The 11872-nt window shown below is 61.0% G+C and carries 12 protein-coding genes; 9 read left to right on the top strand and 3 right to left on the bottom strand.

Annotation, left to right across the window (positions count from 1 at the left end):
* Positions 1 to 71: 71 nt before the first annotated feature.
* The 6 genes from F2P67_RS26215 (at position 72) to F2P67_RS26240 (ending at position 7471) form a co-directional block, all read left to right on the top strand.
* Positions 72 to 1709: a 5-guanidino-2-oxopentanoate decarboxylase gene (locus tag F2P67_RS26215; protein ID WP_166225907.1), complete on the top strand. Its 1638-nt coding sequence runs from the start codon at positions 72 to 74 to the stop codon at positions 1707 to 1709.
* Positions 1706 to 3157: an aldehyde dehydrogenase family protein gene (locus tag F2P67_RS26220; RefSeq protein WP_166225771.1), complete on the top strand. Its 1452-nt coding sequence runs from the start codon at positions 1706 to 1708 to the stop codon at positions 3155 to 3157. The genes F2P67_RS26215 and F2P67_RS26220 overlap by 4 nt, the downstream gene beginning before the upstream one ends.
* A 217-nt stretch (positions 3158 to 3374) precedes the next feature.
* Positions 3375 to 4478, top strand: coding sequence for an extracellular solute-binding protein (locus F2P67_RS26225; protein ID WP_166225774.1), 1104 nt, complete (start codon positions 3375 to 3377; stop codon positions 4476 to 4478).
* 169 nt (positions 4479 to 4647) lie between these two features.
* Positions 4648 to 5556, top strand: coding sequence for an ABC transporter permease (locus F2P67_RS26230; RefSeq protein ID WP_166225777.1), 909 nt, complete (start codon positions 4648 to 4650; stop codon positions 5554 to 5556).
* Positions 5553 to 6401 carry an ABC transporter permease gene (locus tag F2P67_RS26235; protein WP_166225780.1) on the top strand — a complete coding sequence of 283 codons (849 nt, stop codon included), beginning with the start codon at positions 5553 to 5555 and terminating at the stop codon, positions 6399 to 6401. The genes F2P67_RS26230 and F2P67_RS26235 overlap by 4 nt, the downstream gene beginning before the upstream one ends.
* A 14-nt stretch (positions 6402 to 6415) precedes the next feature.
* Entirely contained in the window at positions 6416 to 7471 is a 1056-nt protein-coding gene (locus tag F2P67_RS26240; protein WP_166225783.1) for an ABC transporter ATP-binding protein, read from the top strand.
* Positions 7472 to 7696: 225 nt separating this feature from the next.
* Here the strand turns inward: F2P67_RS26240 and F2P67_RS26245 are convergent, their stop codons facing one another.
* Positions 7697 to 8626 carry an AraC family transcriptional regulator gene (locus F2P67_RS26245; protein WP_166225786.1) on the bottom strand — a complete coding sequence of 310 codons (930 nt, stop codon included), beginning with the start codon at positions 8624 to 8626 and terminating at the stop codon, positions 7697 to 7699.
* 337 nt (positions 8627 to 8963) lie between these two features.
* Here F2P67_RS26245 and F2P67_RS26250 point away from each other — a divergent pair, with 337 nt between their 5' ends.
* Positions 8964 to 9317, top strand: a complete 354-nt coding sequence (locus F2P67_RS26250; protein ID WP_166225789.1) for a putative quinol monooxygenase — start codon at positions 8964 to 8966, stop codon at positions 9315 to 9317.
* A gap of 43 nt (positions 9318 to 9360) precedes the next feature.
* Positions 9361 to 9603, top strand: a complete 243-nt coding sequence (locus tag F2P67_RS26255; protein WP_103305532.1) for a hypothetical protein — start codon at positions 9361 to 9363, stop codon at positions 9601 to 9603.
* A 4-nt stretch (positions 9604 to 9607) separates the two neighbouring features.
* On the opposite strand, the gene F2P67_RS26260 is transcribed toward F2P67_RS26255, so the two are convergent.
* On the bottom strand, positions 9608 to 10237 hold the full coding sequence (locus F2P67_RS26260) for a flavin reductase family protein (protein ID WP_166225792.1): 630 nt from the start codon (positions 10235 to 10237) through the stop codon (positions 9608 to 9610).
* A 258-nt stretch (positions 10238 to 10495) separates the two neighbouring features.
* On the bottom strand, positions 10496 to 10771 hold the full coding sequence (locus F2P67_RS26265) for a hypothetical protein (RefSeq protein ID WP_166225794.1): 276 nt from the start codon (positions 10769 to 10771) through the stop codon (positions 10496 to 10498).
* A 342-nt stretch (positions 10772 to 11113) separates the two neighbouring features.
* Between F2P67_RS26265 and F2P67_RS26270 the strand changes: the two genes are divergently transcribed.
* Positions 11114 to 11869 (top strand): COG4705 family protein, encoded by a 756-nt coding sequence (locus F2P67_RS26270; protein WP_166225797.1) that lies wholly within the window; start codon positions 11114 to 11116, stop codon positions 11867 to 11869.
* Positions 11870 to 11872: the final 3 nt, after the last annotated feature.

Below are 11872 nucleotides of genomic sequence, written 5' to 3' on the forward strand. Positions count from 1 at the left end.
CGTTCCAATGAGGCCATTCCACGGCTCCCAAGAGGGGCCTTGTGTCTCAAATGAACAAGAAGGGCAATGACATGGCGACGTGTGGCGAAGTACTGGTCAAGTTACTCGAAGGTTACGGGGTCGAGCAGGTGTTCGGCATTCCCGGCGTGCACACCGTGGAGCTGTATCGCGGGCTGGCCCGTTCGAGCATCAACCACGTCACTCCACGGCATGAGCAGGGCGCCGGTTTCATGGCCGACGGTTACGCGCGCACCAGCGGCAAACCGGGCGTGTGCTTCATCATCACCGGGCCGGGCATGACCAACATCACCACAGCGATGGGCCAGGCTTATGCCGACTCGATCCCGATGCTGGTGATTTCCAGCGTGCAGACCCGCAACCAGTTGGGCGGCGGTCGCGGCAAACTCCACGAGTTGCCGAACCAGAGCGCACTGGTCGGTGGCGTCGCTGCGTTCTCCCACACGCTGATGTCGGCGTCGGAATTGCCCGGTGTATTGGCACGTGCTTTCGCACTGTTTCAGGCCGGGCGTCCGCGTCCGGTGCACATCGAGATTCCGCTGGACGTGTTGGTGGAAGAGGCCGATGACTTGCTCGCCAGCGTGCCGGTCAACATTGATCGCGCCGGTGCTGCACCTGCTGCCGTCAGCCGCATGAGCGAGTTGCTGGCCGGCGCCCAGCGTCCGCTGATCCTGGCCGGTGGCGGTGCAATCGATGCCGCCGCCGAACTCACCGAACTGGCCGAATTGCTCGACGCCCCGGTGGCGCTGACCATCAACGCCAAAGGCATGTTGCCGTCCAGCCATCCGCTGCTGATCGGTTCGACGCAAAGTCTGGTCGCCACTCGCGCACTGGTCGCCGACGCCGACGTGGTGCTGGCGATCGGCACCGAACTGGCCGAGACCGATTACGACGTCACCTTCGCCGGCGGTTTCGAAATCCCCGGCAAGTTGCTGCGCATCGACATCGATGCCGACCAGACCGTGCGTAACTATCCGCCACACGTCGCACTGGTTGCCGACTCGCGCAACGCCGCGCAAGCACTGCTCAGCGCGTTGTCGCACAAGCCGCTGGCCGAGCGACGCAACGACTGGGGTCAGGTGCGTGCTGCACGTCTACGGGATGATCTGGCCGCGAGCTGGGATGCGCCGACCCTGGCCCAGACCCGTTTCCTTGAAACCGTGTTGCATGAATTGCCGGATGCAGTATTTGTCGGCGACTCCACGCAACCGGTGTACACCGGCAACCTCACCTTCAACCCGGAGCATCCACGCCGCTGGTTCAACTCGTCCACCGGTTACGGCACCCTCGGCTACGCCTTGCCGGCGGCCATCGGCGCATGGCTCGGTGGCAGCGTCGAGGGCGGCGCTCGTCCGCCGGTGGTGTGCCTGATCGGCGACGGTGGCTTGCAATTCACCCTGCCGGAACTGGCCAGCGCCGTTGAAGCGCGCACCCCGGTGATCGTCCTGCTCTGGAATAACCAGGGCTACGAAGAGATCAAAAAGTACATGGTCAACCGCGCCATCGAGCCGGTCGGCGTCGACATCTACACCCCGGATTTCATTGGTGTGGCCAAGGCGCTGGGCTGCGCTGCCGAAGCGATCAGTTCGGTGGAGCAACTGCGCGGCGCGCTGCGTGCGGCGACGGATCGTCAAGGCCCGACGGTGATTGAAATCGACCAGAACCAGTGGATGCAGGCGGTGAGCAAATGATCAACTTCCCAACCACCCTCGACGGCCTCTACATCAACGGCCAATGGTCTGCCGGCCGAGAACATCTGCGGGTGATCAACCCGGCCACCGAAGCACTGCTGACCACGGTCAATGGCGGTGACGAACTGGCCGTGGATCACGCGGTGACCGTCGCCGTTGAAGCATTTAAAACCTGGTCACAAACCACCGGCGCCGAACGTGCTGTGATCCTGCGCAACATCGCCAATGGTGTGCGCAACGGTCGTGATCACCTGATGAAACTGCAGTCGAGCAACAACGGCAAACCGCAATTCGAAGCGGCCATCGATGTCGATGACGTGATCGCCACCTTCGAGTACTACGCCGAGCTGGCCGAAGGTCTCGACGCGAAACTCGACAGCGACGTGCCGCTGCCCAGCGATGATTTCAGCGCACGTCTGCGCCGCGAGCCGTGCGGTGTGGTCGGGCTGATCGTGCCGTGGAATTTCCCGATGGTCACCACTGCATGGAAACTCGCGCCGGCCCTGGCTGCCGGTTGCTGCGTGGTGCTCAAACCGTCGGAGGTCACGCCGTTGCCAGAGCTGGAACTGGCGGCGATCATTGCCGAAGCCGGCCTGCCGAAGGGTGTCTTCAACGTGGTTTGCGGCACCGGTCTGGCGGTGGGCGCGCCGCTGTCGGCCGATCCGCGTATCGCCAAGATTTCCTTCACTGGCAGCAATGCGGTTGGCGTTCAGGTGATGCAACGCGCCGCTGAAACCGTGAAGGGTGTGAGCCTGGAACTGGGTGGGAAATCGTCGCTGCTGGTGCTGGAAGATGCCGACCTGGAGCTTGCCGTGGAACTGGCCTGTGGCGGCGGTTTCTTCAACGCCGGGCAAATGTGCTCGGCCACCAGCCGCGTGCTGGTCGCCGAAGCGCTGGAAGAGGAATTTCTCAAGCGTCTGCAAAAACGTGCCCAGGCGATTCGGGTGGCTGACCCGTTCGATCCGAATGTGGAAATGGGCGCGCTGGTCAATCAGGCGCAATACCAACGTGTGCTCGGCCACATCGACCGTGGTTTGAGTGCCGGGGCAAAGCTGCTGTGTGGCGGTAATCGTCCGGCAGATTTGCCACGCGGATATTTTTTGCAGCCGACCGTGTTCACCGACGTGCCCCTCGGCAGTGCGTTGTGGTGCGAAGAGATTTTCGGCCCGGTGTTGTGCGTGCGCAGTTTCCGCAACGAGGCCGAGGCCATCGCGCTGGCCAATGACAGCCAGTTCGGTCTGGTCGCCAGTGTGGTGACGCGTAACGCCGAGACCGCCGACCGTGTCGCCAACGCCCTGCAGGCGGGGCTGGTGTGGCTCAACGCGCCGCAGGTGATCTTCCCGCAAACGGCGTGGGGCGGTTACAAGCAGAGCAGCATCGGCCGCGAGTTGGGGCCGTGGGGCCTGGCCGCGTTTCAGGAAATCAAACACGTGATCCGGGCGCTCTGAACGCCCGAAAAAGGTGAGCGCATGCCTCGCAACGAGGCATGCGTCGGCGTCATGGCTTCAATGAGTTTTTATCGATAGTCAGGTGTTTTGCACGACCTCAGGATGAACCCGTCGGCAGCGCTAAAGCCCTTGTAATACGGGGCTTGGCGCGGATCCGGCCGCGCGGATGCAACGGTTGCGACCAACCTCATACTTAAAAGAACAAAGGGAGTCCGTCATGGGCGAGCACGATCTGAACAGGCGTCAATTCATTAAAACCGTCGGCGTGGCCTCGGTGGCTGCGGCCGCCATGAGCATGCCCTTCATCCGGGCCAGTGCCAGCGACACACGTTTCGCCGGCAAGACCTTGCGGTTGCTGACCTGGTCGGATGACACCGGTCTCGCCGCATTGCGCAACATCGCCGCCACGTTCGAGGCCAAGACCGGCGCCAAGGTTATCGCCGACCGCACCGGCAGCACCTCGGAAATGGTCGCCAAACTCAAGGCCGGCGGTGATCGTCCGCAGTACGACATCATCACCCTGGCGGGCGTCGGCGCCGAAGGTCTGGCCGCCGCCGGACTGCTGGAAAAGCCTGATCTGAATCGCATTCCCAATCTGGTCGACGTGCCGGAAAAATACCGCACCGGGGCCAACGGTCACGGCATCGGTTACCTGCTGTGGTGCAACAGTCTGGTCTACAGCACGCGCACCCAGAAGGAAGCGCCGGACAGTTACGCCGCGCTATGGGACGTCGATCTGGCCCCGAACATTTTCCTGCCGCCGCCGAACTGGACCGAGGCGATGGACCTGATCATCATCGCCGCGAAACTCGCTGGCGGTGATGAACACAACATCGAGCCGGGCTTCAAGAAACTCGCCGAACTCAAGGATCGCGTAGTCACGCTCGGCGAGAACCCTAACCAGATCGCCGAACTGTTCCGCACCGGTTCGCTGGACATGGGCGGGCTGTACGCCCCGGCATTTTTCCCGAAACAGATCCGTGATCCGAACTACGGCCTTGGCGCCACGTTCGGCATGAAGGAAGGGTTTTACACCGACCTGATGCTCTCGGTGATGCCGAAAAACCGTCCGGGCGACACCGATCTGGCCTATGCCTTTATCGACCATTCTCTGGACCCGCTGGTGCAGGGCAAGATGGCCGAAGACATCTTCAACGGCCCGGTCAACGCCAAGGCGATCATCTCCGCCGAGGCGCGCAAGAGTCCGTTCATCCTCACGCCGGAGCAGATTGCCGAGAAGGCGATCATGCACGACAACGCCTTCCTGGCGACCGTGCATGACCAATGGATTCGTCGTTATACGGAAATCTTTTCTTCCTGACGCCGTGCTCCCAAACACCACACATTTACTGTGGGAGCGGGCTTGCTCGCGAATGCAATCTGTCAGTCGCCACAGTGGTTGACTGACCCACCGCTTTCGCGAGCAAGCCCGCTCCCACAGGAGACTGCGGTGTTTGAGAGATTTGCTTTCCATTGACGAGATCATTGCTATGGAACATCAATCCCTGACCCAACCGGTCGGCACCGCTGGCGTGCGCCCGGTGCGCGGTGTTTCGCCGACGGCCCGGGCGTGGTTTTTTCTCACGCCGTCGATGCTGTTTCTGGGTGTGCTGATTGCCGCCAGCCTGTTGGTATTGCGCATGAGCGTCGGCACCAAGGGCGCGGAGTGGACGGGGTTCAGCCTCGCCAGTTACGCCCAGTTGCTCGAACCCTATTACCTGAAATCCTTGCTGCTGACCTTGCGGCTGGCGCTGATCAGCGCGGTGATCGCGGTGGTGCTGGCGATCCCGGTGGCCTACACCATGTCTCGCCTGACCTCGCCATTTCTGCGGCGGATTTTCCTCGCCGCCGTGCTGCTGCCGCTGCTGGTCAACCTGCTGCTGCAAAGCTACGGCTGGCTGGTGATCCTCGGTCCCGGCGGCATGCTCAACCAGACGCTGATGGGCTTGGGCCTGATCAAGCGGCCGATCATGCTGCTGTACAACCAGAACGGCGTGTTGATGGGCCTGGTGCAGACTGCGTTCCCGCTCGCCGTACTGCCAATCGCCAGTGCGATGCGCGGCGTCGCGCGTTCGTACGAAGAGGCCGCGGCGACCCTCGGTGCCAGTCGTTTTCAGGTGTTCCGTCAGGTGGTTTTGCCGATGAGCCTGCCGGGGATCATCACCGGGGCAACCTTGGTGTTCGCCTACAACGCCAGCAGCTTCGTGGTGCCGTTGCTGCTCGGTGGTCGGCGCGTGCCGATGCTCGCGGTGATGGTGCATGACCAGATCGCGCCGCTGATGAACTGGCCGGCTGCGTCGGCGGCCGGGGTGGTGCTGATCGTCACCACGCTTGCGATCATGACCTTGTCCGAATACATCACCGGCCGCCGTCGCCGTTTGCTGGAGGCTTCGCAATGAGTGCCCTGACCAAGAAACGCATGGCGCTGCTGCCGGGCGATACCGGCAAGTTCGCCGGGATCCTGTCCGGATTCATTTTGCTGCTGGCGGTGTTGCCGATCCTGACCATGATCGTGATGTCGTTCAGCGGCGCGTCGAACCTCGACTTCCCGCCGAGCAGCTACAGCCTGCAGTGGTACAAAGCGGCGTGGCACACCTTCGTGTCACCGGACGCCAGTGATGTGTTGAGCCTTGGCCAGGCGATGGCCACCAGTCTGTTGGTGTCGTGCCTGACCATGATCTTCGCCACGCTGATTGCGGTGCCGGCGGCCTACGCGCTGACCCGTTGCGAATTCCGTGGCAAAACCGTGGCGCTGCAACTGATGTCGCTGCCGCTGGTGTTCCCGATGGTGGTGCTGGGCCTGGCGTTGCTGCTGGTGTTCGACAGTCTGCCGTTCCACATGACCACCTCGCGACTGGTGATTGCCCACGTGATTCTGGCACTGCCGTTCGTGGTGAAAAACTGCACCGCCGCGATGCTCTCTATCGGCAGCGAAGTCGAAGAAGCCGCGCGCATGCTCGGCGCCTCACCGTTGCGGGCGATTGTCGATGTGGTGGTGCCGTTGATGAAGTCGGGGATTCTGGCGGGCATGTTGCTGGCGTTCATCGTCTCGTTCAACGAATTCACCGTGACCTACTTCCTCTACACCATCGACGTCATGACCGTGCCGATCTGGATGTACAGCCGCACCGTGTCATCGCTCGACCCTACCGTGTTCTCGTTTGCCGTGCTGATCGTGCTGATCGACTTCGTCCTGATCTGGGCGCTGGAGAAGCTGGTGGGCGAGGGCGGCGTTTCCTTTTGATTGTGAGGTGCAACATGACTGGACTGATTCTGGAAAACGTCGAGAAATTCTACGGCTCGGCTTGCGCGGTACAAGACGTCAACCTGCATCTGCCGGAAGGCAAACTGGTGTGTTTCCTCGGCCCGTCGGGCTGCGGCAAAACCACCTTGCTGCGAATGATCGCCGGCCTGGAAACCCTCAGCGGCGGCGAGATCCGCCTGGACGGCGAGGACATCGGCCACACCCCGGCGCATCTGCGCAACTTCGGCATGGTGTTCCAGTCGCTGGCATTGTTCCCGCACATGACCGTCGGCGAGAACATCGCCTATCCGCTGAAACTGCGCGGCGTCAGCAAGGCCGATCAGCAAAAACGCGTGGTCGAGTTGCTGGAGTTGATCCAGTTGCAGGCGATGATCAATCGCCCGGTGGCCAAGCTCTCCGGCGGTCAACGCCAACGCGTGGCGATTGCCCGGGCGATTGCTTCGCACCCGAAAATCCTTTTGCTCGACGAACCGCTGTCGGCGCTCGACGCCAAGTTGCGCGAGTCGATGCAGGTGGAAATCCGCCAACTGCAACAACGCCTGAACATCACCACGATCATGGTGACTCACGATCAGCGCGAAGCCATGACCATGGCCGACATTGTCGTGGTGCTGGGCGAACACAAGGTGCAGCAGATCGGCACGCCGATTGAAATCTATCGGCATCCGGCCAACGAATTTGTCGCCGACTTCATTGGTTCGGGGAACATCTTCCCGGCCACCGCGCTGGGCGACGGCAAGGTCGGCCTGCCGGGTGGCGACGCCTTGCAAGTGCCGATCTGCAGCAGCATTGTGGTCGGGCAGAAAGTGAAAATGCTGATCCGTCCGGAAGACTTGCAACTGTCCGCGCCGCAGGCGACGGCGGGCAATCGCTTGCTGGGCAAAGTGACGTTCGTGCGCGACATCGGCGCGACCATCGAGACCACAGTGGAATGTTCCGGGGTGACGTTCACGGCGCTGAGTACGCCGTGTCAGGGGATTGGACTGGGGATCGGGCATCCGGTGTCGGTGACGTTGCCGAGTGAGGCGTGTCGGGTGTTGGGGGCTTAGAGCGAGGTCTGACTCCGAATTACCCCTCACCCCAGCCCTCCCGAAACGTCGGACCGCCCGGAGGGAGAGGGGGCCGACCGAAGTGTCTGGCGCTATCCATCGACCTGAAAAATCCAATCGATTATGGATTCAGCAGAACACTTTCAGGTCGGTGTACTTCTTGAACGTCTCCCAATCAGTCCCCTCTCCCTCCGGGAGAGGGTTAGGGTGAGGGGCTCTTGACGGTCACACCGATAACCGCAATCGCGCCAGATCTCTTAGCGGCGGCGCGCCAAACAAGCGGCTGTACTCGCGGCTGAACTGCGAAGGACTTTCATAGCCCACCCGATACCCCGCCGCCGACGCTTCCAGCCCTTCGGCCAGCATCAAGCGCCGCGCCTCTTGCAGGCGCAACTGCTTCTGATACTGCAACGGACTCATCGCCGTCATCGCCTTGAAACGGTGATGCAAGGTCGACACGCTGAGGTTCACTTCCCTGGCCAGATCATCAATGCGCAATGGCTGCTCGAAGTTGCCGTTGAGCCATTTGATCGCTTGGCTGATGCGGTGACTCTGGCTGTTGGCAATCGCGATTTCGTACAAACGATGGCCCTGCGGGCTACGCAGCAGGCGATAAAGAATCTCCCGGCGAATCAGCGGCGCGAGCATGGCGATGTCTTTAGGTGCATCGAGCAGCCGCGCCAGGCGCAACACGGCGTCGAGCATGGCGCTGTCGATCTGTTCGACATACAAGCCACGCCCGGTCGGCCGGGTCGGCACGCCCATGGGGCCGGCGTCGGCAATCAGCGCAGTGATCTCTGTCGGGTCGATGTCCAGGCGCACGGCGAGGATCGGCTCCTCGGGTGAAACGTTGACCACGCGCCCGCTCAACGGCATCGAAACCGACACCACCAGATAATTCAACGGATCGTAATTGAAGTACTCATCGGCCAGCCGCACCTCTTTGCGACCCTGGGCCATGATGCACAGCGCCGGTTGCGCGAGCACCGGGGCAAAGTCATGGGACTGGGTATGGCGCGACATGTACAGCGAGCCGATGGCAGTTTCGTAGCTGCCATCGTCGGTGGTGTTGCGGCGGATGATCGCCGCCAGTTCCGCACGCTGTTTTTCCATGTCGGCGTCCGGCGGGGCTTGAAAACGATCGAATGACGTCATGCACGGCATCCTCGGCAGGGGAGGTGGAATGGAGCAGAGCATAAGTTTGTGCAAGCGCCAGCGGTAGACACATCCTGCGAAATGCTTGCCTGATTCTGCATGGCGTTACCGGCGTGCCCAGCCATAACGGGACGCAGACCGGCAAACTTGCATGATCGGCGTATGACAGCGCCGTGACACGGATTTACAGCTTGTTACAGCGGCTGATTGCAGTCTCGCAGGATTGTGCAATGCGGCGGCAGGAATCGACTAACGGCGTCGGTTATCCGGCCCTTAACCTTGGATCCTGTCGCAGCCCGTCCCCCGGCTGCCACGCGACTCCCTGGGAGGGTTGAACATGTCCAAGCAGATTCCCGTCAGTCATATGGCCTTCGTTCGAGCGCGCGCCGGGCGCTCGGCGGAACTCGGTGTACGCCTCAGCGCGTTGATCGAACCGTCCCGCGCCGCCCCCGGTTGCCTGAGCTTCGCCCTGCAGCATTCACAGTGTGATCCCGAGTTGTGGCTGGTTTGCGGGTTCTGGAGCAACCAACAGATGATGACCGCGTACTTCAACAGCCCGTCGATGGAAATCTTCGCCGAGCTGGTGCAGGAGCTGGTGGTCAATAGCCTGGACTTTCATACCTTCAAAGACGTCTCGGCGGCGCAGGCTCTCGGCCAGTGTTCGGCGCCGGTACACAAACTGGCCGGTTGAGGGTTTAATGTCCGGCTTATTCGTCTGAGCCAGGATCTGTGACATGGCACGTAAAGAGTTCGAACACTTCGAAGCAGTCTCCGCAGTCGTCCCCGTCGAACTGGGGGGCAACAAGGGTTATCACGCGGCAATCGCGGTCAAGGCTCTGGTCGATGGCGGTGCACCACGCTTTCACAAACTGCTGGGTGATCAAGTGTTCCCCGGCGCCATCGCTGCCGACGAGGCCGCCATCAATGAGCTGGATAAACTCAAGGGCGTCACTGATGACGCCGAGTTGATCTGGTAACGCGTTACTGGTTGGCGCCCGGTCGCCACATCTTGAACAAGGCCTCAGGCCCCAACTGGAAATAGTCCGCCGGCCCGCCGCCGCGCAGAATCGGTTCTGCTGCGGCGGTGTCGTAGATGCCATCCTTGAGCAGCCACTTGGCGATGTGCACGGCGACCACTTCGCCGAGGATCAGCCAGCTCGGCACCGTCTCGCCGTCGGCTCGCTGCAACTGAATGATCTGCGTGACCTTGCACTCGAAGGACACCGGACTTTCGGCCACCCGCGGCACCGAAATCACCTTGGACGCCACAGTCGTCAGGCCCGCCAGTTCGAACTCGTTGACCTCAGGCGCAACCATTGCGCAGCTCTGGTTCATCTGCTCGGCCAGTGGGCGAGTGGCGAGGTTCCAGGCGAATTCGCCGGTCTGCTCGATGTTGTTCAGGCTGTCTTTGCGCCCGACGCTGGAAAAACCAATGATCGGCGGAATGTAGTTGAAGGCGTTGAAGAAACTGTACGGCGCCAGGTTCAACCGGCCGCTGGCATCCTGCGAGGAAATCCAGCCGATGGGGCGCGGACCGACGATGGCGTTGAACGGATCGTGGGGCAGACCGTGGCCGTTGGCGGGTTCGTAGAAATGGATGTCATCGGGCATGGCGGGTGATTCCTGAGGCTGCGTTTCGGATCAGCCATAGTGCAAGGACGCCCCGCATATTTCCAGCCAGACGAAGATCCCGTGTAGGAGTGAGCCTGCTCGCGATAGCGTCATACCAGCCGACGCATTGGGTGACTGATACACCGCTATCGCGAGCAGGCTCACTCCTACAGGGGTTTTGTGTTGACTTCAGAAATTGTCATCCCGCAGAAATGACTAAGCCCGGCCAAGGCCGGGCTGTGGAGGGACTGCTGATACTTAGCTGATAGCCGCTGCGGTACCGGTTTTATCGAAACCGTCAGCGGCAATGGCGGCCGCAGTACCGGTTTTATCGAAACCATCGGCGGCCACGGCTTTGCCAATGCTGGTTTTATCGAAGCCGTCTGCGGCATAGGTGCCAGTGTGGCTGGTTTCGATGGCGGCGCTGGCACCGTTGATGAAGTCGGCGGATTTGGTTTTGTCCGAGCCATCGGCAGCAAAGGTATTGGCGGCCAGTACGGACAGGGTCAGGGCGAGGATCAGTTTGGTTTTCATGTTCGTTACTCCGGATTCGTTGGCGGGTGTGTCTTGCATGGGGTTCATGCTACGCCAACTAATTTGATTAAAAAGCGCAAAAAAATGCTAAAAACAATCGATTAACTTGATGTTAAGGGCGACGCATCTAAATCGCTTTCGTCGTCTGAGCGAGCGTCGCGCAGGTCATCGATCAGGTAGATGCAGAATGGGGCGTGCAGATTAATCAGCGATTAATCGCTGTTTTTCGTTTCGTGACAGATTTTTCATACATTGCCGACCGCTTTTTCACTTGCGCAACGCCAGTCTGCCCACGGCCAGAAAACCAAGAACCGGCCGTCACACACTGGAGCGTTACCTGCGATGAATAAACTTCCTCAAATCACCCTGGCCTTCTGGGTCATGAAAATCTGCGCGACGACCCTGGGGGAGACCGCAGGGGATTTGCTCTCGATGACCCTCAACGTCGGCTACGCCATCAGCTCGCTGATTCTGATCAGCGTGTTTGTGCTGACGCTGATCACGCAATTAATGGCCAAGACCTACAAGCCGTTGCTGTACTGGATCGTGATTTTGTCCACCAGCACCGCCGGCACCACGATGTCTGACTTCATGGATCGCACGCTGGGTCTGGGGTACGCCACCGGGTCGATGATCCTGATTGCGATTCTGTTGGCGATCTTCGCGGCGTGGCGTTTGAGCGGTGACTCGCTCAACGTCAGCAAAGTGCAGAGCTTTCGCGGCGAAATGTTCTATTGGATGGCGATTCTGTTTTCCAACACCCTCGGCACTGCGCTGGGCGATTACCTGGCCGACGATTCGGGACTGGGCTTTGCCGGCGGTGCGCTGCTGATCGGCTCGACGATTGCCGTGGTGGTACTGCTCAAATACTTCACGAAGATTTCCACGGTGGTGCTGTTCTGGGTGGCGTTCGTGCTGACCCGGCCTTTCGGTGCGACCTTGGGTGACTTGATGACCAAGCCGCACGAGAAGGGCGGTCTGGACTTCGGCACCATCGGGTCGTCGGCGGTGCTGGCGGGGATTCTGTTGGTGATGATTGTCGGGGCTTCGTACGCGCAGAAGCGGTATGGCAAGCAGCAAGCTGTTGAAATGAGCTGATAC

Origin of the sequence: Pseudomonas atagonensis (assembly GCF_011369485.1) — a bacterium.
Taxonomy (GTDB): Bacteria; Pseudomonadota; Gammaproteobacteria; order Pseudomonadales; family Pseudomonadaceae; genus Aquipseudomonas; species Aquipseudomonas atagonensis.

What these genes read in the sequence shown, in the direction of transcription:
- F2P67_RS26245 (WP_166225786.1), bottom strand. Translation starts at nt 8,626, where the DNA reads ATGACGTCATTCGATCGTTTTCAAGCCCCGCCGGACGCCGACATGGAA.
- F2P67_RS26230 (WP_166225777.1), top strand. Translation starts at nt 4,648, where the DNA reads ATGGAACATCAATCCCTGACCCAACCGGTCGGCACCGCTGGCGTGCGC.
- F2P67_RS26235 (WP_166225780.1), top strand. Translation starts at nt 5,553, where the DNA reads ATGAGTGCCCTGACCAAGAAACGCATGGCGCTGCTGCCGGGCGATACC.
- F2P67_RS26250 (WP_166225789.1), top strand. Translation starts at nt 8,964, where the DNA reads ATGTCCAAGCAGATTCCCGTCAGTCATATGGCCTTCGTTCGAGCGCGC.
- F2P67_RS26225 (WP_166225774.1), top strand. Translation starts at nt 3,375, where the DNA reads ATGGGCGAGCACGATCTGAACAGGCGTCAATTCATTAAAACCGTCGGC.
- F2P67_RS26270 (WP_166225797.1), top strand. Translation starts at nt 11,114, where the DNA reads ATGAATAAACTTCCTCAAATCACCCTGGCCTTCTGGGTCATGAAAATC.
- F2P67_RS26240 (WP_166225783.1), top strand. Translation starts at nt 6,416, where the DNA reads ATGACTGGACTGATTCTGGAAAACGTCGAGAAATTCTACGGCTCGGCT.
- F2P67_RS26260 (WP_166225792.1), bottom strand. Translation starts at nt 10,237, where the DNA reads ATGCCCGATGACATCCATTTCTACGAACCCGCCAACGGCCACGGTCTG.
- F2P67_RS26215 (WP_166225907.1), top strand. Translation starts at nt 72, where the DNA reads ATGGCGACGTGTGGCGAAGTACTGGTCAAGTTACTCGAAGGTTACGGG.
- F2P67_RS26220 (WP_166225771.1), top strand. Translation starts at nt 1,706, where the DNA reads ATGATCAACTTCCCAACCACCCTCGACGGCCTCTACATCAACGGCCAA.
- F2P67_RS26255 (WP_103305532.1), top strand. Translation starts at nt 9,361, where the DNA reads ATGGCACGTAAAGAGTTCGAACACTTCGAAGCAGTCTCCGCAGTCGTC.
- F2P67_RS26265 (WP_166225794.1), bottom strand. Translation starts at nt 10,771, where the DNA reads ATGAAAACCAAACTGATCCTCGCCCTGACCCTGTCCGTACTGGCCGCC.